At 67.2% G+C, this 22,309-nt stretch carries 15 protein-coding genes; 8 read left to right on the top strand and 7 right to left on the bottom strand.

All coding sequences use genetic code 11. The features are described 5' to 3' along the window. Window positions 1-19: 19 nt before the first annotated feature. On the bottom strand, window positions 20-763 hold the full coding sequence (locus ACI8U3_RS02165; RefSeq protein ID WP_415013226.1) for a FadR/GntR family transcriptional regulator: 744 nt from the start codon (window positions 761-763) through the stop codon (window positions 20-22). 234 nt (window positions 764-997) lie between these two features. On the opposite strand from ACI8U3_RS02165, the gene ACI8U3_RS02160 reads away from it, so the two are divergent. The 8 genes from ACI8U3_RS02160 (at window position 998) to ACI8U3_RS02125 (ending at window position 14,275) form a co-directional block, all read left to right on the top strand. After that, on the top strand, window positions 998-2,143 hold the full coding sequence (locus ACI8U3_RS02160) for a mandelate racemase/muconate lactonizing enzyme family protein (RefSeq protein ID WP_415013225.1): 1,146 nt from the start codon (window positions 998-1,000) through the stop codon (window positions 2,141-2,143). 41 nt (window positions 2,144-2,184) lie between these two features. Beyond that, complete coding sequence (locus tag ACI8U3_RS02155; RefSeq protein ID WP_415013224.1) at window positions 2,185-3,117, top strand: aldo/keto reductase; 933 nt, start codon at window positions 2,185-2,187, stop codon at window positions 3,115-3,117. Continuing rightward, the gene (locus ACI8U3_RS02150; RefSeq protein WP_415013223.1) at window positions 3,114-3,989 is read left to right on the top strand and encodes an amidohydrolase family protein; all 876 of its coding nucleotides are present in this window, start codon (window positions 3,114-3,116) and stop codon (window positions 3,987-3,989) included. The genes ACI8U3_RS02155 and ACI8U3_RS02150 overlap by 4 nt, the downstream gene beginning before the upstream one ends. Then, complete coding sequence (locus ACI8U3_RS02145) at window positions 3,986-5,254, top strand: MFS transporter (protein ID WP_415013222.1); 1,269 nt, start codon at window positions 3,986-3,988, stop codon at window positions 5,252-5,254. Before ACI8U3_RS02150 ends, ACI8U3_RS02145 begins: the two co-directional genes overlap by 4 nt. 135 nt (window positions 5,255-5,389) lie before the next feature. Continuing rightward, on the top strand, window positions 5,390-8,110 hold the full coding sequence (locus ACI8U3_RS02140) for a TonB-dependent receptor (protein ID WP_415013221.1): 2,721 nt from the start codon (window positions 5,390-5,392) through the stop codon (window positions 8,108-8,110). 137 nt (window positions 8,111-8,247) lie between these two features. Continuing rightward, window positions 8,248-8,973: an SDR family oxidoreductase gene (locus tag ACI8U3_RS02135; RefSeq protein ID WP_415013220.1), complete on the top strand. Its 726-nt coding sequence runs from the start codon at window positions 8,248-8,250 to the stop codon at window positions 8,971-8,973. Between the two features lie 83 nt (window positions 8,974-9,056). Further along, entirely contained in the window at window positions 9,057-11,072 is a 2,016-nt protein-coding gene (locus tag ACI8U3_RS02130) for a right-handed parallel beta-helix repeat-containing protein (RefSeq protein WP_415013219.1), read from the top strand. After that, the gene (locus ACI8U3_RS02125) at window positions 11,069-14,275 is read left to right on the top strand and encodes a family 78 glycoside hydrolase catalytic domain (RefSeq protein ID WP_415013218.1); all 3,207 of its coding nucleotides are present in this window, start codon (window positions 11,069-11,071) and stop codon (window positions 14,273-14,275) included. Before ACI8U3_RS02130 ends, ACI8U3_RS02125 begins: the two co-directional genes overlap by 4 nt. A 149-nt stretch (window positions 14,276-14,424) precedes the next feature. Here ACI8U3_RS02125 and ACI8U3_RS02120 read toward each other — a convergent pair whose 3' ends face one another. The 6 genes from ACI8U3_RS02120 to ACI8U3_RS02095 form a co-directional block, all read right to left on the bottom strand. Continuing rightward, entirely contained in the window at window positions 14,425-16,524 is a 2,100-nt protein-coding gene (locus ACI8U3_RS02120) for a glycoside hydrolase family 2 protein (protein WP_415013217.1), read from the bottom strand. Window positions 16,525-16,553: 29 nt separating this feature from the next. Continuing rightward, on the bottom strand, window positions 16,554-18,185 hold the full coding sequence (locus ACI8U3_RS02115; RefSeq protein ID WP_415013216.1) for a glycoside hydrolase family 28 protein: 1,632 nt from the start codon (window positions 18,183-18,185) through the stop codon (window positions 16,554-16,556). 75 nt (window positions 18,186-18,260) lie between these two features. Next, entirely contained in the window at window positions 18,261-19,391 is a 1,131-nt protein-coding gene (gene lldD, locus ACI8U3_RS02110; RefSeq protein WP_415013215.1) for an FMN-dependent L-lactate dehydrogenase LldD, read from the bottom strand. Then, window positions 19,388-20,200, bottom strand: coding sequence for a kinase (locus tag ACI8U3_RS02105; RefSeq protein WP_415013214.1), 813 nt, complete (start codon window positions 20,198-20,200; stop codon window positions 19,388-19,390). The genes lldD and ACI8U3_RS02105 overlap by 4 nt, the downstream gene beginning before the upstream one ends. Beyond that, window positions 20,184-21,137 (bottom strand): 2-hydroxyacid dehydrogenase, encoded by a 954-nt coding sequence (locus ACI8U3_RS02100; RefSeq protein WP_415013213.1) that lies wholly within the window; start codon window positions 21,135-21,137, stop codon window positions 20,184-20,186. Before ACI8U3_RS02100 ends, ACI8U3_RS02105 begins: the two co-directional genes overlap by 17 nt. An 11-nt stretch (window positions 21,138-21,148) precedes the next feature. Beyond that, complete coding sequence (locus tag ACI8U3_RS02095) at window positions 21,149-22,309, bottom strand: fumarylacetoacetate hydrolase family protein (protein ID WP_415013475.1); 1,161 nt, start codon at window positions 22,307-22,309, stop codon at window positions 21,149-21,151.

Genomic DNA, 22,309 nt, shown 5'->3' with positions numbered 1-22,309 from the left:
TTCGATGACGCAGCCGCCGTCAGCCGCCGGTACGCTTCGCGCTCTCGGGCCGTCGTTTGCGCCAGGAGGATTCGATATGCTCGCGCATGGCGCGCCCGGCTGCGTCGGCGTCCCGCCCCATAATCGCGTCATAGATCCGGGTATGCGCCTCGTGGGTGGCGCGCACATGGTCCACGTTCAGCCGCCCAGAGTAGCTGAACGTCTTCAGGGCCTTGCCCTGGATGCCGTCGATGATGGCCTTGGACAGGCGGTCACCGGACATGGACATGATGATGTCGTGGAAGTTCACGTCCTCATGGACGTAACCCGCCGGCGTCTCGATCAGCCCCGCCAGCTTTTCCATCTGCCGTGTCAGCGCCTCGGCGTGTTCGGAGGTCAGGTTGCGGGCGGCCTTGGCCGCCATGGACGCCTCCAGGGAGGCGCGAATCTCGGAGAGATTGTCCAGATAGGCCAGCCCGTCCTCACGCTGGAACAGGGCGCCGAGGACCATGGGATCCAGCAGGTTCCAGTGGGCCTGGTCCTCAATGATGGTGCCGCGTCCCTGCTGGGAGATCACCAGGCCCTTCTCGGTCAGCGCCGTGGTCGCTTCGCGCACGACGGTTCGGCTGACCCCGTAGATGTCGCACAGCACGTTTTCAGGCGGCAGGGCGGAGCCGACCGGATGGATCTCGGTGACGATGGCGTTGACGAGATCCTCGACCACCGCCTCGGCCAGACGGGGTCGCTTGCGGGGGGCTCGGGCGCTGAGCGCTGCGTTGGACAAGACCGGGTTTCCTCTATCGAGCGCAGGGCTGGCGCACTTGGCGGCTCAATCCTCTGACATCTGTCATCATATGCCCTCAGACGATTCAGCCAAGAGCCAGATCGGACCGGCGGCGATTCCACAACCCGGGATAGAGGCACTGGCGCTCCAAAAACTTCCGTGTCATAAGTCATCATACATATGATATTGCAGAGTCCGGCGCGCACCGGCCCTGTCGGAAGTGTGAGTTTCTGGATGAAGATCACGGGTTATCGCAGCCTCGCCACGGTTCACGACTGGGGCCGTCCCATCGGGGACGCCAACGGGGTTCTGGCCGGCGGACTGACCGACCTACCTGTTCTGTTGCTTGAGACCGACGGCGGGCTGACCGGAGTCGGCCTGGGTCAGCACGCCGATATCGAGCGGGTCTTTCCGGCAGTGGAGAACGAAGACCCGCGGGCGGTGACGGCCCTGTACGACAGGATGCTGGCGTCCGTTTTCAAGAGCGGCCACGGGGGCGCCACCTTCGGCGCCATCGCCGCGGTGGACATGGCGCTGTGGGATCTGAAGGCCAAGATGGCGGGCGAGCCCCTGTGGCGAACCCTGGGCGCGCGCGATCGCGTCGTGCCGGGCTATGCCTCGGCGCTGTGCATGGGGCTGGACGACGAGCAACTGGCCGCTGAATACGGCCGGTGGGCCCAGCGCGGCTTCACCTCGGCCAAGATCAAGGGCGGCCGGGACATCGACGCCGATATCCGCCGACTGAAGCTGGTGGAGGAAATTCTCAAGGCCAACACGTCCCGCCCCGCTATGATGCTGGACGTGAACGAGACCTGGAGCCTCAAGCAGGCCATCCGCCACATCAGCGAGATCGAGCGGCAAATGGACCTCACATGGATCGAGGAGCCCCTGCGCCGGTGGGACGCCGAGGGGCACGCGCGCATCAGCCGTGCGGTGAAGGCGGCGGTCGCCACAGGCGAAAACCTGACGGGCCTCGAGCAATTCGCGCCGCTGTTCGAAGCGGGCGCGGTGGACGTGGTTCAGACCGGCAGCGTCTGGGGGATCACCCATTTCCTGCGCGTGGCCGCGGCCGCCCACGCGCACAACCTGCCTGTATCGCCGGTCGCCTTCAGCGCCAATCCGGTCGCCCACGCCGCCGCCGCCACGCCCAACATGCTGAGCATAGAAGTCCAGTCCTTTGACATGCCGCTGGGCCTGACGGTTGATCAAGTTATCGAGGAGGGCGCCCTGGTTCTGGGCGACTCGCCGGGGCTGGGCATAGAGGTGGACGAGGCGGCCATTCGCGCGAACCGGCTGAACGGCGACTGGACCAAGCCTGAGGGTCCGCACGTGCGGCCGCTACGGGCCGGTCTCAGGCTGGCCCCGGAAAGGCGCGCGTAACACCGTGCAAGACCGGCTCAAGCCGGCGGCGAGGACAGGCGATGGAAACGACCAGACTGGGGCCTGACGGGCCCGCGATCCCCGCGTTGGCGCTGGGCGGCGCCTCGCTGGGCGGCGTGTATCGACCCGTCAGCCAGGCGGACGCAGACGCCACCATAGCCGCCGCCCTGGACTCCGGGGTGAACCTGATCGATGTGGCGCCCTATTACGGGCAGACCCGGGCCGAGACGGCGCTGGGCCATGCCCTGCGCGGCGTCCAGCGAGACCGCTATGTGCTGATGACCAAGGTCGGACGCTACGGCGACGACGCGTGGGACTTCTCGCGCGATCGTGTGCTGCGGGAATTCGACGCCAGCCTGAACCGCCTGGGCGTCGACCATGTGGACGTCCTGCAATGCCATGACATCGAATACGGGGATCAGGGCCAGTTGCTGGACGAGGCTCTGCCCTTGCTGCGCGAACTGAAGGCGCAGGGCGTCATCGGGCGGGTCGGGATCACGGGATATGATCTGGCGCTGCTGGAGTCCGTGGCGACGTCCGAGCAGGTCGACACAGTCATGGCCTATTGCACCTTCACCCTTCAGGATCAGCGGCTGGGCGCGGTTGCGCAGCGACTGGCCGGAGCGGGGATCAGCGTTTTCAACGCCTCGCCTCTGGGCATGGGTCTGCTGACCGACCGCGGGCCACCCGACTGGCATCCGGGCCTGCCCGAAGTGAAGGCGGCGGCTGTGAAGGCGGCGGCCGCCTGTCGGGAGGCCGGGTCGGACATCTCATCCACAGCCCTGTCCTTTGCGTTCAGAGCGGCTTCCGCGCACGGCATCGCCTCCACGGTCGTGGGCATGGCCAGCCCGGAACATGTGCGCCGCAACCTTGAAGCCTGGGCTGCAAAGCCCGATCCGGCCGCGCTGGCGGCGGCGGAAGCGGCGTTGGCGCCTGTGCGTGACCGGGGCTGGGACAAGGCGCCCGCCGCATGATCGATGCGCACCTGCACCTGTGGGATCCGGGGCGGCTGGATTACGGCTGGCTGTCCCATGTCCCGACCATTGCGGGACGGCATGGGGTGGAGGAATGGGCGCAGCTGAACGCGACGGTCGAGCAGGCTGTATTTGTTCAGGCGGACTGTCGGCCGGATCAGGCGCTGATTGAAGCCGACTGGATCAGCCAGATCGCCCCGGAAGTCCCCATCGGCGCCGTGGTCGCCTTTGCACCGCTGGAACAGGGCGACGCGGTCGAGGATCATCTGGCCGCATTGCGCCAGCGCCCGCTGGTGCGCGGCGTGCGCCGGTCCGCCCAGAACGAGGCTGACGGGTTCATGGCCAAGCCCGAGCATGTGGACGGTCTGACGCTCGCCGTCAGGGCGGGACTGAGCATCGACGTCTGCGTGCGCGACCGCCAGTTGCCGGAGCTTCTGGGCGTGCTGCGGACGCTGTTCGAGCGCGAGCCCGATGCGCGGGTGGTGATCGATCATCTGGGCAAGCCGGATATCGCCGCCCATGACGGCGACCCGGACGGCGCCGACTGGCGCGAGAATCTGGCCGCGCTGGCCGAGCTTCCCGGCGTTTTCGCCAAGGTCTCGGGACTGACGACGCAGGACCACTGGACCCAGGTCCGGCCAGGCAGGCTGCACCCCTACATCGACCACGCCCTGGCCTGCTTCGGCGCCGAGCGGCTGATGTTCGGGTCCGACTGGCCGGTTGTGGATCTGGCCGGGGGCCACGATGGCTGGCTGGAGATTTTTGAGATCGCCGTCGCCGGGCTCTCGGCGGAAGACCAGACACACATTCGCAGCGGGACGGCGCGCCGGGTTTACGGCCTGGACGCCGGCCACACACGAGGACAGGCATGACCATCGAGCAACTGGCGCACGACAAGGCCGACCAACATGTGGCGGGCGCGGCGCGCTGGCGGCTGCAAATCTCGCTGATGGTCAATTTCTTCCTGTTGATGGCGCTGTACAGCGGCGTTCTGGGGGTGCTGCTGCCGGACCAGATCGCCGAGTTCGATCAGGCCAACAAGGCCAACAATCTGGCGCTGATGTTCGCCGTCACGTCAGTGTTCTCCACCCTGACCACGCCCATCGCCGGCGCCCTGTCCGATCGGACGCGCACCCGCTGGGGACGGCGGTCGCCGTGGATCGCCGTCGCCTCCCTGATCGGGTCGCTGTGCCTGTTCGGCGTGTCGTGGATGACCACCTTCTGGTCGCTGATGGTCTTCTGGGTCATGGCCACGGTGGCCTACAACTCCATGCAGCCGGCCATGACCACGGTCATCGCGGACCGCTTCGCGCCGGAGAACCGGGGCATCGCGTCGGGCATCATGGGCGCGGGCATGACGGCGGGCCTGACCGCCGGCACCGTGGTGGCGGGTTATCTGGCGGGCGACCGGGTGCTGGCCTACAGCCTTTTCGCCCTGGCCATCGCCGCGTCCAGCATCGCCTTCGTCATCATCAATCGCGAGCCCCCGGCCAACGATCGCCCGGTACGCCATTTTTCCTGGATGGGTTTCCTGAAGGGCTTCTGGATCGACCCACGCCAGCATCCGGATTTCGCCTGGGCCTTCGCCGGCCGGTTCACCATCTACATGGGCTACCAGGCCGTGGCGGCCTATCTGCTTTACATCCTGCGAGACTACATAGGCCTTTCCGACGAAGGTTCGACCCGCACCATCGCCAACATGGCGATCCTGACCCTGATCTGTCTGGTGGCGTCGTCGCTGATCTCGGGGGTGTGGTCGGATCGGGTGCAGCGGCGCAAACCCTTCGTCTTCGCCGCCAGCCTGATCATGGGTTGCGCCATGGTGGCCCCGCTGGTGTGGCCGACCATGACCGGCATGTGGATCTACGCCGGCGTGATCGGCGTCGGGTACGGCATGTTCATGTCCATCGACATGGCGCTGATGACCCAGGTGCTGCCCAAGACCGAGGAGGGCGATGAAGGCAAGGACCTGGGCGTCCTGACCACGGCGGTGAACATCCCCCAGATCATCAGTCCGATCATGGCCGCCGTCCTGCTGGGCGTATTCGGGGGCAACTACGCCACCATCTTCATCGCGGCGGTGATTTTCGTGTTCGGCTCCGCCCTCTGCGTCCTGCCGATCCGCTCAGTGCGCTGATCGAAAAACGAGTTATGAGCAGAGTCCCAATTTGTAAGATGTATGATGATGATTTGACATACGACCGATGAATGCTACGGTGATATCAAGGCTCGTCTCCATAAGGGCCGTCACGGGGAAATCACAGGATTCAGCATGTCCAGAAAAAGACTCATGATGGCGGCCACCGCGCTGTCCGCCACGGCCGCCTTCACCGTCCTGACAGCCGGCGCCGCCGCTGCCCAGGACGCGGCTCCTGAAGCCACCGAAGTCGACGAGATCGTCATCACCGGCATTCGCGCCAGCCAACAGGCGTCCATCGACATCAAGCGCAATTCTGTGGGCGTGGTGGATTCCATCGTCGCCGAGGATCTGGGCAAGCTGCCGGACCAGAACGTGGCGGAGTCGCTCCAGCGCATCGCCGGCGTGACCATCGAGCGCAACCGCGGCGAAGGCCGCTATATCTCGGTGCGTGGCTTCGGTCCGCGCTTCAACGCCGTCACCGTCAACGGTCGCACCCTGGCCACCGACAACAACGGCCGCGAGTTCTCCTTCGACGTGATCCCGTCCGAAATCATCTCGGGCGCCGACGTTTACAAGTCGCCGCAGGCCAGCATCAACGGCGCCTCGATCGGCGCCACGGTGGACATCCGCACCCTGCGACCGCTGGATCAGGTGGACACCTTCAGCATGGCGGGCTCCATCGGCTCGACCTGGGCTGAACTGGCCGACACCTACAACCCCGAAGCCGCCGCGGTGATCAGCTGGCGCAATGACAGCCGCACGCTCGGGGCGGCCCTGGCGCTGTCCTACGTGGATCAGGAAACCCGCAACGACGAATTCACCATCGGCGCCGGCCACGTGCGGCGGTCCAGCACGGACTCCTACTACAACGCCGGCGGGGTCCCCGGCGCCCGGATCGGACCGAATGTCGATCCGTTCACCAACGTGTCGATGCCCTCCAACCTGTCGCCGTTCTTCTTCGAGCGGACCAAGGAAATGCTGGGTCTGAACGCGGTGGTTCAATACCGCCCCTCCGACAGCCTGACCCTGACGTTTGACGGCTTCCTGGCGGACGCGGACATTACCGAACAGCAGACCGGCCTGGCTTACGACTTCGCCGGCGGGACGCTGGTGGAACAGGTCGTGGAAGACGGCGAGGCGGTCTACCAGCGCTATGAAGGCGGCTTCGTCGATCAGATCGTCCAGTACGACAACCGCAACGTCACCACCAGCATGCTGGGCTTCAATGCCGAGTGGGAGGCGACGCCCAGCCTGACGGTCAGTTTCGACGCCGCGCACTCCCTGGCCGAACGTCGCGGACACGAGAACAACGCCTTCACAACGATCCGCCGCAAGGACGTGGATGTCTGGTGGGACCGTCGCAGCGGCAGCCCCATCTACGATTACGGCTTTGAAAGCCCGAATTACGCCAACGCGCCGACCAACCCCCAGGGGATCACCGCCCACTACTACATCTGGGGCGGCGGCTCGGATGTGGACGACGAAATCACCGAGATCCAGCTGGACGCCGAATGGTCGCCCGGCGACGGGGCGGTGACCATTTACGGCGGTCTGGCGGCGCAGAACCGCGTCAAGACCATCATGGCGGACGAGGTGCCTTTTGGTCAGCAGTGCGCCTACTGCAACTCTGACCGCGTCCTGCCGGAATCCCTGTTCACCAGCACCGACCGCAACTTCTTCGGCGGTTCGGGCGGCGGCGACATCATCCGCGACTGGCTCTATTACGATCCGCTCGAGCTGGTCCGCGTGGTCGACCAGTTCGCCGCCGAGGACGGCATCACCTTCGACCCCGCCATCCCGAACCCCTCCGGATCATCGGTGGTGGATGAGGACGTCCTGATCGGCTTCCTGATGGCGGACATCGAAACCAATCTGGGCGACATGCCCCTGGCGGTGAATTTCGGCGTCCGCATCGAGGACACGAGCTACACCTCGTCGGGCGCCTCGCGGACGGTTCTCAGCGCCGTGCCGACCGGCGGCGGGCAGAACACCATCGTCGTATCGGACGTGGTGCCCGTCAGCTTCGACGGCGACTACACGGACGTTCTGCCGTCCTTGAACGCCCGCCTGTCGGTCACGGACGACCTGATCCTGCGTTTCGCCGCCTCACGCGTCATGACCCGGCCGACACTGTCTGACCTGTCGCCGCGCCAGTCCATCCAGACAAACCCGGGCAACGAGACCATCCGCCGGGGCAACCCTGACCTGGAACCGTTCCGGGCCACCCAGGTCGAGGCGGGCGCCGAGTGGTACTTTGACGACAACTCCCTGCTGTCCTTCGCGGCCTTCTACAAGAACATCGACTCCTTCGTGACCCTGGTCACCACGCCGCAACAGGTGGATCAGGTGACGTTCCAGGTGACGGTGCCGGACAACGGCGACGGGGCCACGGTGCACGGCTTCGAACTGGCCTACCGCCAGGTGTTCCACGACCTTCCCGCGCCGTGGAACGGCCTTGGGGTTCAGACCAGCTTCACCTATGCGGACTCCGACGCCGAGTACACCAACACGGTCGCCAATGTGTCGTATGGGCTGGAGGGCCTGTCCAAATACTCCTACAATCTGATCGGCTTCTACGAGCAAGGACCCCTGACGGCTCGCGTCGCCTACACATGGCGCGACGAGTTTCTGGGCGTCGCTTCCGGCCGCAACGGCGAGCCGGAGTATTTCGACGCCTATGGTCAGCTGGATATGGGCGTTTCCTACGACTTCACCGACAACGTCACGGCCTATGTGGATGGCCTCAACCTGACCGACGAGGACGAGTTCATCTATTCCGTCACGCCGAACCGGACGAAGGAATTCCGCACGACCGGGCGGCGCGTATCGGCGGGTCTCCGGTTCCGCTTCTGAACCCCGCCACACTCCTCTCCTGAGCCTACTCGCGTCGCCTCGATCCTCGAGGCGGCGCTTTTTCTTTGATGGTTGACGACCAGACAGCTGAAGCCTAACCCGTATTCATAATATGTCTTATGAGTGAGGAGGCCGGCATGCGGCTGCAAGGCAAGACGGCGCTGATCACAGCTGCGGCGCAGGGCATCGGGCGCGCCACCACCGAAGCGTTCATCCGCGAAGGCGCGCGGGTCATCGCCACTGACGTGAATGTCGCGCCGCTGGCGGATCTGAAGGACGCCGACGTTCAGCCTCTGGACGCCACCGACCCCGAGGCGGTGAAGGCCTTGGCGTCGCAGCACGGCGATATCGATGTGCTCTACAACTGCGCCGGCTATGTGCACGCAGGAACGATTCTGGACTGTGACGAGGAGGCCTGGGCCTTCTCCAACACCCTGAACGTCACGGCCCAGTACCGCATGATCCGGGCGTTCCTGCCCGGAATGCTCGAGCGAGGCGGCGGCTCGATCATCAACATGTCGTCCATCTGCTCCAGCATCAAGGCGGTGCCGAACCGGTTCGCCTACGGCGCCACCAAGGCGGCGGTGATCGGCCTGACCAAGTCGGTGGCCGCGGACTTTGTCACCCGGGGCATTCGCTGCAACGCCATCTGCCCCGGCACGGTGGAGACCCCTTCCCTGCTGCAGCGCCTGCGGGACACCGGCGACTTTGAAAAGGCCTATGCGGATTTCACGGCGCGGCAGGCCATGGGGCGGTTCGGCCGGGTCGAGGAGCTGGCGGCCCTGGCCGTCTATCTGGCCTCCGACGAGTCGGCGTTCACCACTGGACAGATCCATGTGATCGACGGCGGCTGGGTCAACTGATCGCCTGCCGGGCGGCGGTTGACCCCGTCGCCAGCCTCGCGTTACAACCGGTCATAATACATAATATGATTGGGAGATCGCACATGGACAGGCTCGCCATTCTCGCCCGGCGCACCGCCCTCGCTTTGGCCGCTCTCGTGATGGGCGCGGCTGCGTCCAGCGCCGCGCTGGGCCAGGTGGCGATCCATGTCTCGCCTGGCGGAAACGACAGCGCGAACGGCTCCGCCGCAGCGCCGGTTCAGAGCCTGACCCGCGCCCAGTCGTTGGTCCGGGCGGCGAACGCCAACGACGACGTGGTCGTCCATGTGGATGGCGGAACCTATGTTCTGGACGAGCCCCTGCGCTTCGGGCGGGCCGACGGCGGCCTGAACGGCCACACCGTCACCTGGCGCGGCGCGCCGGGCGACATGCCCCTGATCTCCAGCGGTTTTCAGGTCACCGGTTTCACCCTGCATGACGAAGAGCGCCGCATCTATGTGGCGGATATTCCGCAAGGGCTCGATACGCGCCAGGTCTGGGTCAACGACACCCGCGCAGAGCGCCCCTGGGTCGAGATCCAGCCCGAGGATCTGGCGTTCAACGCCACCGGCTTCACCATCGTCAATCCGGAACTGAGCTATGTCGCCGAGATGGCTCATCCGGGTCGGCTGGAGGTCGAGGCGACGGGCTTTTTCACCGACCGCTTCTCTCCAGTCGCGTCCATCGACGGCATGGCGGTGACGATGGCCCAGCCCGCCTGGGACAACAACACCTGGGGCTATGACACCCTTACCCGCCCCATTTTCCCCGACGACTCGCGCCTGTTTCTGGTCAATGCGCTGGAGCTGATCGGCCGCACCAACGACTGGCACGCCCTGCCCTATCAGTTCTTCGTCGATCCCGACGTGGGCAAGCTGTACCTGCGCATCGCCCAGGACGACGACATCGCCGACCTGACGGTGACGGTCCCGACACTGGAGGCGCTGATCTCCATCGCCGGCGCCCCGGATCAGCCCATCGAGAACCTGACCTTCGAGGGTCTGCGGTTCTCTCACACCTCGTGGCTCGGTCCCTCGCGGCCCACGGGCTACGCCAACCAGCAGAGCGGCGCCTTCCTGCACGATGTGTCCGAGATCCGGCCCGACGACGCCTGGTCGGAATGCGGCTGGGGCTGTCCGGAATTCGAGTCCATGCGCCAGCTGTGGCACCAGCAGCCCGCCGCTGTTCAGGTGGCCGCGGCGCGGAACGTGACCTTCCGAAACAACCAGTTTTCACAGCTCGGCCAGATCGGTCTGGGCGTCGGCAACGACGCCACCGCCAATCTGTCGGGCCAGGGCCTGGCGGTTCAGGACATTCTGATTCAGGGCAACCGGTTCGCCGTGCTGTCCGGCGGGGCGATCATGGTGGGCGGCGTACGCATGGACGCGCACCATCCGTCCGATCCGAACCTGACCAACCGCAACGTCATGATCGCAGACAACACCGTGTTCTCGGTCAGCCAGGACTACCGCGACAACGCCGCGATCCTCAGCACCTATGTGGACGGCGCCAGCATCGTGCACAACGACATCTCGGACGCGCCCTATGACGGCATCGCCGTGGGCTGGGGCTGGGGCTACAACGACGCAGGCGGCAATCCGAACTACGACCAGAACCAGCAGGGCTATCTGTACAACCCTCGCTTCGAGACGCCCACGACCCTGCGCAACACCCTGGTCGCCAATAACCGCATCCACGGCATCAAGACCTGGTTCATGGACGGCGGCTCCATCTACAACCTGTCGGCCAACCCCGGCGCGGTGATCCGCGACAACCACATCTTCGACATCGGCGACCGCATCGGCATCTATCTGGATGAAGGCAGCAAGCACTTCACCGTGACGGGCAACGTCATCGAGACGCGTGGCAAGTGGCTGAACATCAACACCGCCGGTCGCATGTACCGGGAGCGCATCTCCACGGACAATACGGCCAGCGGCAACTGGCACACCTCGCTGAGTACGGGCGGCCGCTGGCTGGACGAGATCGGCAACTACGAGCGCGACAATTTCCTCGTGCCTGACGGAAACTGGCCCGCAGAGGCCCAGCGAGTCATCGACAACGCGGGGGTGCGCCAATGATTTCCGTTTCCCGACGCGCCCTGTTCGCGGGCGCCGGCATCGCCGGCGTGGCCGCCGCCCCCGCCCTGGCCCGCCAGCCCCGGGTCGACATCTCGGACCTGCGCGCCAACAACATGGTCCAGCCCATGGGGCTGGAGGATCAGGACCTGCGGCTGTCCTGGCGTCTGGACAGCCCCGACCGGGGCCTGCGCCAGGTCAGCTACGAGATTCTCGCCGCCAGCTCGCGCGCGCTGATCGAGGCGGGCACGCCCGACATGTGGTGGGCCGGCGAGTTTCTGACCGACAAGACGTTCGACGTGGGCTGGCTGGGCCGCCCGCTGCGCTCTCGCGAGACCGTGCACTGGCAGGTGATCGTGCGCGACCACACCGAGGCGCGCACCACCGGCCCCATGAGCAGCTTCGAGATGGGGCTGTTGAACGAGGACGACTGGAGCGCCGACTGGATCGAGGCCGAGACGGAGCTGGCGCGCGCCGACCGGCTGGCGGGTTTGCTGTGGATGCGCGGCGACCGGCCCGAGGACGGCTCGGCCCGGTATTTCCGCCTGGCCTTCGACCTGCCCGAGCGCGCCGAGGTCAGCCTCTTCTCCATCGCCAACTTCACCTACGATCTGCATCTGGACGGCGAGCGGGTTGAGCGGCCGGTGCATTCGCCCATCGCCTTCGGCACCGACCCCATCAACGAGACGCGCCATTCGCTGTCGGCCGGGCGTCACGTGCTGGCGATCCGGGTCGAGGACCCCGAAGGCTTCAACTCGCCCAAGCTGCACGAGATCGCTACGGCGGTGATGGTGCGCGCCGAACTGGCCAGTGGACGCACGATCCGCATCACCTCCGAGGGCATGAAGACGGCGCTGGATGCGCCGGGCGGCTGGACGTCGCCGCGCTTCAATGACCGGGTCTGGGCCCAGGCCGAACCGTCGCAGAACCAGCCCCAGATGTGGGACCAGTGCGGCGCCTTCCTGCTGAGGAAGGATTTCCGCGCGCGGGGCCCTATCGCCCGGGCCCGCCTCTACGCCACGGCGCTGGGCGCCTATGAAGCGCACATCAACGGCGCGCGCGTGGGCGACGCCCTGCTGACCCCCGAGAGCACCGACTTCCGCGAGACGGTTCTTTACCGGACCTATGACGTGACGAGCATGCTGCGGCCCGGCGACAACGCCATCGGCGCCATGATCGCGGACGGCTGGTACGGAAGCTATCACGCCCCGGCCGGCCGCTTCGCCTTCGGCGATCCGCCGCTGCGCTTCCTGGGCCAGCTGGAGATCACCTACGCGGACGGCTCGATGGACACCATCGTGACCGACGACAGCTGGAAGCTGTCGGACGAGGCGCCGGTGGTGCGCAGCGAAATCTACTATGGCGAGGACTACGACGCCCGGCTGGAGAAGACGGGCTGGGCCGAGCCCGGCTTCGACGATTCCGGCTGGCGGCAGGCCCGCGTCGGCGAGGCGCCGCCCGCCGAGTTGAAGGCCCACGTGGCCCCGCCGCTGCGACGCATCGAAACCCTGAGTGCGGAGTCGATCACCCAGGTCGGCCCCGACGCCTGGGTTCTGGACTTCGGCCAGAACTTCGCAGGCTGGGCGCGCCTGTCCATGCGCGGTCAGGCGGGCCAGACGGCGACCCTCAAGTTCGCCGAGGTGCTGCTGCCCGACGGCCGGGTCGACCAGTCCAACCTGCGCGCCGCGCGGGCGGCCAATGTCTATACGTTCAAGGGTGATCCGGCAGGCGAGACCTACGAGCCCCACTTCACCTATTTCGGCTTCCGCTACGTGCAGGTCGAGGGCCTGGGCCGCGCGCCGACGGCCGAGGAGATCCAGGGCATCGTCGTTTCGTCCGATCTGGAAGAGACCGGGCATCTGCGCATCAACAACCCGGTGATCCACGGCCTGTGGCGCAACAGCCTGTGGAGCCAGCGGTCCAACTTCTTCGGCGTGCCCACCGACTGCCCGCAGCGGGACGAGCGGCTGGGCTGGACCGGCGACGCCCATGTGTTCTGGGACGCCGCGGCCTTCAACATGAACGTGGCGCCCTTCACCCGGCGCTTCGCCCGCGACATGCGCGACGGTCAGGGGCCGCGCGGCGAGTATCCCGACTATGCGCCCGCCGGCTGGCGCGACCTGTCGCTGGGCGCCTCGCCGGGCTGGGCCGATGCCGGCGTCATGCTGCCGTGGACCAACTGGAAGCGGTACGGCGACACCCTGATCGTGGACCAGAACTGGGCGGCGATGATCCGCTATCTGGACTTCATTCTGGAGCACAATCCGGACCTGATCTGGCGCAACCAGCGCGGCTACGACTTCGGCGACTGGGTGGCTCTGGATGCGGTCAATCCCGGCGACGAGACCACGCCAAAGGATCTGATCGCCACGGCCATGTGGAAGCGGTCGGTGGAGGCCATGGCCGAGATGGCCTACGGCTCGCAGCGTCGCCCCCAGGGCGACCGCTATTCGGCGTTGGCCGCGCGCATAGGCGCCGCCTTCCAGGCCGAGTTCATCCGCCCGGACGGCAGTATCGGCAACGGCTCGCAGGCCGGCTACATCCTGGCCCTGCGCTTCGGGCTCGTGCCCGAAGACCTGCGTCAGGCTGCCACCGGTCATCTGACAGCAGATATCCGCCGGCGGGGCACGCTGCTGTCCACCGGCTTCCTGGGCACCCCCTTCAGCCTGGACGCCCTGGCCGACAACGGCGAGGCGGCGCTGGTCTATGACCTGCTGCTGCGGACCGACTTCCCGTCGTGGGGCTACATGATCCGTCAGGGCGCCACCACCATCTGGGAACGCTGGAACGGGGACACCGGCGACGTGGCCATGAACTCGTTCAACCACTACGCCCTCGGCGCGGTGACAGGCTTCATCTTCCGGCGCATCGCGGGCATCGAGCCCACTTCGGCCGGCTTCCTGACCTTCGACGTCAATCCGGTTCTGGACCCCCGCGTGCCGCGCGGCGGCGGCGATTACGACAGCGTCGTCGGCCGCATCTCCACGGACTGGGAGATCCTCTCCAGCGGCGGCTTCACCCTGAGCCTGACCGCACCCGCCAACACCATCGCCCGGGTCTTCCTGCCCGCCGCGTCGCCCGACCGTGTGCGCGAAGGCGGCCGCGCCCTCGATCAGGCCGAGGGCGTCAGCGTCCTCGGCCGCGAAGGCGACCGTCTGGTGGTGCAGGTGATGTCAGGAACCTACCGGTTCGACGTTCGCGGCTGATCACCCTCCTCTCCGATCAGCCATCACCTCCCCGAACGTCACCTGAGCCTCCCGGTCCCATGCGGATCGGGAGGCTTCTTTTTGCGGAAGACGCGCAGAAGAAAGGCGGCCCTCGCGGACCGCATTTCCTTCGTTCTCAGACTGTGGCTTCAGGGCCGGGTGACGTAGTTCCAGCGCACTTCGTCGGTAATCGGCTCGCGCCCTTCCGGACGGATCACCGCCTCCACCAGGTTCTCGCCGTCGGCCAGATCGATGGTCCATTCGGCGATGTGGTCGTCCACCGCCACTTCGGTCCAGTCGCCGCCGTTCAGGCGCATCCATATGACGTCTTCATTGGAAAAGGCGCGGACGATGACCCGGCGGGTGCGCTTGTTCACGTCGCGGCGGCTGGTGATGTGCAGCACCGGCTCCTCGTACCAGTTGGCCTGGTACCAGAAATAGGCGTCCTTGCGGGTCTGGCGGTCCTCGGTGATCAGGCCCTTGTCGTTGATGGCCGGTCGGTCGCCCTCGTTGCGCTTGAACGAGGGGAAGTCGATGCCAAGCCAGATGAAGTTGGACCACAGGAACGGGCGCTCGCGCAGCAGGCGCCAGTGGTCGATATGGAACTGGGTCTGCCACTGTTCGGGATGCCAGTAGCCGTCCGCCACGGGACGGCGCAGGACCGGATCCTCCTGATGCAGGATGCTGGCGCCGGCGCCGTATTCGCTGACGCCGATGGGACGGGTGGGCATGCGCGCGTGCAGTTCGTCCGCCCACGGACCGATCTCGGCGGATGTGTCCCAGTACCAGCCGAAATAGCGATTATACGACACCGTGTCGCTGTGCAGGGCGATGGGGTCATCGTCGTCCAGACAGCAGTGGGCGTAGGTGGTGGGCCGCAGCGGGTCCATCTCGCGCGCCGTGGCCTGAAGCGCGGCCATCAGGCGGTTGGCGTACTCGCCCGAGGTGCGCAGTTCGTTTCCGATGCCCCAGAAGCCCACGGACGGGTTGTTGTAATGCTGCGAGATCAGCTCGCGCATCTGCTGGACCAGATTCTCGCGGAAGGCAGCCGCATTGTCCATGTCGTCCACCAGCGGCACCTCGGTGACGAGAATGATCCCCATCCGGTCGGCGACCTCATAGACGTATGGCGGGTGCTGCATGTGCGCCAGCCGCAGGCCGGTGACGCCCATCTCGTACATCAGCCGCATGTCCTCCTCGATCTCGGCGTCGGTGACGATGGGGCCGCGGCCATAGCGAACGGGATGCTGCAGGTTGGCGCCGTAAAGGCTGTAGATTTCGCCGTTCAGCCAGACCCGGCCGTCCTCGGTCACGGCGATGGTGCGCACGCCCAGCGGGACCTCGGTCTCATCGATGACGTCGCCGCCGGACAGCACCTGGGTCGTGACCCGGTACAGATAGGCCTGACCGCGCCCGGCCCACAGGGTCGGATCATCGATGGTCATCGCCAGTTCCAGCTCGGCGATCTGTCCCGGCGCGGCGGACCCGGGCGTGCGGGCCGTGGCGACCTCGCGGCCTTCAGCGTCCAGAATGCGGGTCAGGATCTCGAAGTCCCGCGCCCCGTCGCCGGCGTTGCGTACCCGCACCCGCGCGGCGATGTCGGCGCTGTCGTCGTTCAGTTCGGTGGTGGCCGCATAGACCCCGGGCCCGCCGTGGTCCGTCAGGTCCACATGCAGGTCGTCCGTCTCGATCAGCTTCACCTCGCGATACAGGCCGCCGAAGATGTTGAAGTCGCCGTTGAGCGGCGCATAGCGGACATTGCGGGCGTTATCGACCCGCACCGCCAGCACATTGTTCCCGTCGCGCAGCTGGTCCGTCACGTCGAAACGAAACGCGGCGTACCCGCCTTCGTGCACCCCGATCCGCTCGCCGTTCAGCCACACGTCGGCGCGCAGGGTCGCGCCGCCGAAGTGCAGATAATAGCGGCGGCCTTCCTCGGGAGCGGCCTGCAGGTCCAGGCGATACCAGGCGGGGCCGCGATAATACTCCCCTTCCGGCTCGCCTCGCGCCCGGGCGCCGCCGATGCCGGAATCCTCGGCGTTGTAGGTGTGCGGCACCCGGACCTCGTCCCAGGCGGAATCGTCAAAGCCAGACGCCTCGGCGCCGGAAACATCCTGTTTGATGAAGCGCCAGCCCGAGGCCAGCGGCGTCTCCTCGGCGGCATGGGCGGAGGGCGTCAGGCCGATGACGATCATCAGGCCAAGGACGAGCGCTGCGGCGCGCCCGACGATGCGGCGAATGGCGGTCATGGTCATGATCCCTGTCAGCTCGATTCCGGTCAGCTCAGGCGCGTGATGCGGTCGAAGCGGGTGGCGCGGGTGTTGGTGGTCTGGATGGCGCTGGACGGGCCGTGGGGCGAGCGCAGGCCGTCGACGATCGCACCGTCCACATCGTCCAGCACGATCGCCGGCCGCTCGTCCGGCGTCTCCACATCGAAGGTCACGTCCTGCACGCTGATGTTGCGGGCGTGGCGCACGTAGAGACCGTGCGCCGGCATGCGACCCATGAAGGTGGGCTCCAGGCTGGAGGTGGGGCGCTCTGGGATTTCGCGGCGGGCGTCGGCGCGCGTGCCGCCGCCCTCGGACTGGATGTGGATGTTCGAGAAGCTGACGTCCTCGATCATCTCGCCCGGATTGCCCACGATGCCGCAGGCGTAGGCGCCGTCCGCGCCCGAACAGTTGATGTCCGAGAAGCGCACGCGGCGAACCTGCGACGGCCCGGAGCCCTCGAAATTCCGCAGACGGCCGGACAGGCGCACGAAGATCGGGTGGTTCACAGGATTGCGCAGATTGATGTTCGAGAACGTCACGTCCTCAAGGACGCCGCCGTCGATGGCGCCCATCTGCAGGCCGCGCGTATTCTCGCAGGTGCAGTCGGTCACCAGGATGTTGCGGAATCCCGTGGCGGAATCGGTGCCCAGCTTGATGCGGCCCAGCACGCCCACCTCGTCCACCGACATGTAGGGCGACGGCTCATAGGTGCCGCCCACCACCGTTCCCAGCAGATAACCGCTGGTCTTGCAGCCCGAGACGGTCACGTCCTCGCAGAAGATGCTTTCGTTCAGCGCCAGGCTGCTCTTGATGACGATGGCGTCGTCCTTGGGCGCGTTGACGATGCAGTTGGAGATGCGCACGTCGCGGCAGCAGTCGATGTCGATGCCGTCGCGGTCGGTGTCCACCGTGATGTTGTCGATGGTCAGATTGGTGCAGCCCAGCGAGAAACAGGCGAAGTGCCCGCCCTGCAGGATGGTGAAATCACGCAGCAGGATGTTGCGGCAACCGGTCAGGCCGATGGCCTTGTTGCCCCGGCCCTCATAGGCCATTTCGCGCGGGATGGCGCGGCGGGCCTCGTCGGGGGTCAGGCCCTGTTCCTCGGGCGACTGCCAGCCGGCGATGCCGTGCCAGCGCGGCGCCGGGCCCTCGCGGTCCAGACCGAGGCCATGGATCAGCCCCTTGCCGATGATGGCGATGTCGTGGACGCCGTCGCCGTAGATCAGGCTGTTGTGGAAGTGGGCGACGCCGAAGTCGGCGAACTGCTCGACGTAGACGTTTTCCGGCAGGTCGTACTGACCGGCGTGGCGGCGGGGGTCGGCGGCCTCGATCACCGAGCCGTTCATCAGAACCAGGGTGATGTAGCTCTTCAGGCGGATCGAGAAGCAGATGTAGTGGCCGGGTGGGACCACCACCGTGCCGCCGCCGGCGGCGGAGGCGGCCTCGATGGCGCGGTTGAAAGCGTCGGAGTCCACCGTGATCCCGTCGCCCCGCGCGCCGTAGTCACGCACATTGTAGAACCCCGACAGGGACTGCGTGGCCTTGACGATGGAGGGGCTCATGGCGAAGGCCGCTCCCAGTCCCAGGGTCACGAACCGTCGGCTGAATTCCGCCTTCTCGCTGAGCAGGCCCAGTCCCATCGCGCTTCATCCCTGTATGATTATCGTTCTCTCCATTGTTGTATGATGTATGACGTCAAATCAACCCCGGGCGGCTCAGGCCAGCAGATCGCCGTCGACGGCGCCTGCATCGGCGGCGCCGGTCAGGGTCATGGTGACGCGCATTTCGGCGGCGATCTGGTCCAGCAAGGCGGCCACCCCCGCCTCGCCCCGCGCCGCCAGGGCGTAGACATAGGTCCGGCCCAGAAGCACCCCCCGCGCGCCCAGAGCCAGCATCCGCACCACGTCCAGCCCGGTGCGCACCCCGCCGTCCGCCAGAACCGTCAGGTCGCCGCCCACCGCCTGGGCGATGGCGGGCAGGGCGCGGACCGACGACAGGGCGCCGTCCAGCTGACGCCCGCCGTGGTTCGACACCACGATGCCGTCGGCGCCGAAGCGCACGGCGTCGCGCGCATCGCCCGGGTCCAGCACCCCCTTGATGATCATCGAGCCTTTCCAGCTCTCCCGGATCCACTCCAGATCGCGCCAGCCGATGGTCGGATCGAAATTGGCGCCCAGCCAGCCGATGTAGTCGGCCAGCCCGGTGGTCTGGCCGCGATAGGCCGAGATGTTGCCCAGGTCGTGGGGGCGGCCGCCGAGGCCCACGTCCAGCGCCCAGGCCGGCTTGAACATGGCCTGCGCCATGCGCCGGGCGGGCGCGTTCGGCCCACTCATGCCCGAGTGCGGATCGCGATAGCGGGCGCCGGGCAGGGGCATGTCCACGGTGAACACCAGCACCCGCGACCCGACCGCCCAGGCGCGCTCCAGCGCGTCCTTCATGAAGCCCCGGTCCTTCAGCACATACAGCTGGAACCACGGCGCGCGGCCGCACCCATCGGTCACTTCCTGCATGGCGCAGACGCTGACGGTGGACAGGGTGTAGGGCACGTTCGCAGCGCAGGCCGCCCGCGCCGCCTGCACCTCGCCGCGCCGCCGGGTCATGCCCGCCAGACCGATGGGCGCCAGACCCACGGGCATGGCCCAGCGCTCGCCGAACAGCTCGGTCTCGAGGCTCAGATCGCCCATGTCGCGCAGCACGCGCTGTTTCAGCGCCACGTCCGCCAGATCGGCGATGTTGCGGCGAAGGGTGGTTTCGGAAAACGCGCCCCCGTCGATGTAGTCGAACAGGAAGCGGGGCAGCCGCCGCCGGGCGGCCTCGCGATAGTCGGTGGTGGCGGCGATGATCATGGGGCGTCCTTCAGGCGGCGGGTCTCGTCCAGATGCAGCACCAGATCGGCCCGCCCCGGCATGTCCCGCAGCATATGCCGCGTCAGCCGCTCATAGTGCTGGATGAAGCGGGCGATGTCCGCGTCGCTCATCACGTGACCGCCCGTGCGGCCTTCAGCCGCCAGGCGGCGCTTCAGGTCGTGCTCCTGCTGGGTGCGCCAGGCGCGCACCACGTCAAACGAGGGCGCGGCGAGCATGACCAGACGGTCGATGCGGCTGAACAGCTCGGCATAGGGCCCGGCCAGGGCGTCGTTCACGGTGCGGCGCCAGAGCCCGTTCGGGTCGTCTTCAGCCTCGAGGGCGTTAACCGGCGCGGCGAGCGCCTCGGCCGGCTCCGGCGTCGCCCCCACGCACCAGCCCTCGAAGATCACCACATCCACCGGACCGTCGACCTCGGGCCAGCTCTCGAGGGACGCAGGGGCGTCCTCGGCCTTGTCGAAGCGGGGAAGACGCACCGGATGTCCAGCCTTCAGGGCGTCGAGCAAACGGGCGCCCGCGTCCACGTCATGGGTTCCCGGAGGCCCGCGCACAGCCAATAGAGGGTGCGCATCTCGCGCCTGTTCGGCCCTGCGGCCGCGCGACAGATACAGATCGTCCAGCGACAACACGGCGGCCCTGCGGCCCTGGTCTTCAAGGCGCTGCGTCAGAACCGCCGCCAGGGTCGATTTGCCCGATCCCTGCGCGCCGCACAGGCCCAGAACGAACGTCCCTTGCGTCTGAACCAGCCAGCCGTCCAGCGCCTCCAGAATCCGTTCAGGCGACCCGGTCAATGGGCGACTCCCCGTCAAAGAAACGGTCCAGGTTGTCGGCCACCTTCATGCCCATGGCGGTCCGGGTCTCCAGCGTCGCGCTGCCCAGGTGGGGCAGCAGAACCACGTTGGGCGCCGCAAGCAGGGCCGGGTCCACCGCCGGCTCGCGCTCATAGACATCCAGACCCGCCGCAGCGATCACGCCAGTGCGCAGCGCCTCGGCCAGATCCGCCTCGTTCACCACCGAGCCGCGCGCCGCGTTGATGACCACGGCGCCGGGCTTCATGTGCTTCAGAAGGGCGGCGTCCACCATATGGCGGGTCTCGGGCCCTCCCGGCGTGTGCAGCGACAGCACGTCCGCCGCCTCGGCGAGGCTCTCCAGCGTGTCGTGATAGGTCGCGCCCGCCTCGTCTTCCGCGCGTCTGCGGCTGTGATAGGCCAGGGTCACGCCGAAGGCCCGGGCCCGCTCCGCCGTCGCCCGCGCGATGCGGCCGTAGCCCACCAGACCAAGGGTCTTGCCCGCCAGCGACTGGCCCAGCAGGTGGGTGGGGTGCCATCCGGTCCACTGGCCCGCGCGCAGTTCGCGCTCGCCCTCCCCCGCCCGGCGCGTCGCCATCAGCATCAACAGCATAGCCAGGTCGGCGGTGGCGTCGGTCAGCACATCGGGGGTGTTGGTCACCACGATCCCCGCCGTTTTAGCCGCGTCCAGATCGATATGCTCAAAGCCGGCGCCGTAGTTGCCGATGATACGGACGCGCGGGTTCGGGACGGACAGGATGTCGGCGGTGATCCGGTCCGACACCGTGGGACACAGGGCGTCATACTCCCCCATGGCGGCCTTGAACTGCTGGGCGGTCATTGGCGCGTCGCCGTCGTTCAGCGTCACCTCATAGCGGGCGTGCAGACGGTCCTCGACGGCGGCGGGCCAGCGGCGGCTGATGAGGATTTTTGGGGCCATGGATCCTCGTCTCAGATCAAACCGCGCCGGGCCAGATTCCGCATCAGGGCCGCGGCGCCGAAGGTCCAGGGTTCGCAGGCGTCGGTGGCGGTCACGCGGTTGATCAGGGCGCCCAGCCGGTCGCAGGCGATGCGCACCACGTCGCCGCCCTCATGGGTGAAGCCCTTGCCGGCCTCGTGCCGGTCGTCCACCGGGGCGAATAATGTGCCCAGAAACAGCACCAGGCCGTCCGGATAGCGATGGTGGTCGTTCACCGCCTGGGCGGCCAGATCGGCGGGGGAACGGCTGATCTCGCTCATCAGCGAGCGGCCGGTCATGACGAAACCGTCCTCGCCGGTGACCGTCAGGCTGATCTCCAGCCGTTCCACGTCCGCCAGGCTGAACCCGTCGTCGAACAGACGCACGAACGGGCCCACGGCCGCCGCGCCGTTGTTGTCCTTGGCCTTGCCCAGCAGCAGGGCCGAGCGCCCCTCCACGTCGCGCAGGTTGACGTCGTTGCCCAGCGCCGCGCCCACGATGCGTCCGGTGGAGGCGATGGCCAGCACCACTTCCGGCTCGGGGTTGTTCCAGACCGACGCCGGATGCACGCCGATCTCCGCCCCCGTCCCCACGGACGAAAGCGGCTGGCCCTTGGTGAAGATCTCCGCATCCGGGCCGATGCCCACTTCCAGATACTGGCTCCACGCCCCGCCCTCGATCAGGGCCTTCTTCAGCGCCGCAGCCTCCGGCGAGCCGGGCTTCAGGTCGCGCAGGTCGTCGCCCACCAGAGCCTGAATGCGCGCGCGGATGGACGCCGCGGCCGAGGCGTCGCCCCGCGCCTTCTCCTCGATCACCCGCTCCAGCATGGAGGTGACGAAGGTGACGCCCGCCGCCTTCACCGCCTGAAGGTCGATGGGCGACAAAAGCCAGGGCTGCGACGGATCACGGGTGCGCGGATCGGTGTTGGCCAGGACGTCGGCCAACGATCCGACATCGTCACCGTCGGCGCCTTGCAGCGCGCCCGCGGGATCGTCCGCCTCGCATAGATCACGGGCCGTCGGAAAGACGGCCGTCACAGCCGTCAGGCGCGCGCCATCCACGCGCACCACGGCCGGGCCGCTGACCTCGGGCAGCCAGACGCGGCCGAACAGCAGGGCCTCGGGATCGGCAGGCAGGATGTCTTGCGGCGTCAG

Source organism: Brevundimonas sp., from assembly GCF_047617075.1.
Classification (GTDB): Bacteria; Pseudomonadota; Alphaproteobacteria; order Caulobacterales; family Caulobacteraceae; genus Brevundimonas.
This window is presented reverse-complemented; position numbering and strand designations above follow the sequence as displayed.

Coding starts and splice junctions, on each gene's coding strand:
- ACI8U3_RS02160 (WP_415013225.1), top strand. CDS start 998: ATGAAGATCACGGGTTATCGCAGCCTCGCCACGGTTCACGACTGGGGC.
- ACI8U3_RS02155 (WP_415013224.1), top strand. CDS start 2,185: ATGGAAACGACCAGACTGGGGCCTGACGGGCCCGCGATCCCCGCGTTG.
- ACI8U3_RS02150 (WP_415013223.1), top strand. CDS start 3,114: ATGATCGATGCGCACCTGCACCTGTGGGATCCGGGGCGGCTGGATTAC.
- ACI8U3_RS02145 (WP_415013222.1), top strand. CDS start 3,986: ATGACCATCGAGCAACTGGCGCACGACAAGGCCGACCAACATGTGGCG.
- ACI8U3_RS02140 (WP_415013221.1), top strand. CDS start 5,390: ATGTCCAGAAAAAGACTCATGATGGCGGCCACCGCGCTGTCCGCCACG.
- ACI8U3_RS02135 (WP_415013220.1), top strand. CDS start 8,248: ATGCGGCTGCAAGGCAAGACGGCGCTGATCACAGCTGCGGCGCAGGGC.
- ACI8U3_RS02130 (WP_415013219.1), top strand. CDS start 9,057: ATGGACAGGCTCGCCATTCTCGCCCGGCGCACCGCCCTCGCTTTGGCC.
- ACI8U3_RS02125 (WP_415013218.1), top strand. CDS start 11,069: ATGATTTCCGTTTCCCGACGCGCCCTGTTCGCGGGCGCCGGCATCGCC.
- ACI8U3_RS02120 (WP_415013217.1), bottom strand. CDS start 16,524: ATGACCGCCATTCGCCGCATCGTCGGGCGCGCCGCAGCGCTCGTCCTT.
- ACI8U3_RS02115 (WP_415013216.1), bottom strand. CDS start 18,185: ATGGGACTGGGCCTGCTCAGCGAGAAGGCGGAATTCAGCCGACGGTTC.
- lldD (WP_415013215.1), bottom strand. CDS start 19,391: ATGATCATCGCCGCCACCACCGACTATCGCGAGGCCGCCCGGCGGCGG.
- ACI8U3_RS02100 (WP_415013213.1), bottom strand. CDS start 21,137: ATGGCCCCAAAAATCCTCATCAGCCGCCGCTGGCCCGCCGCCGTCGAG.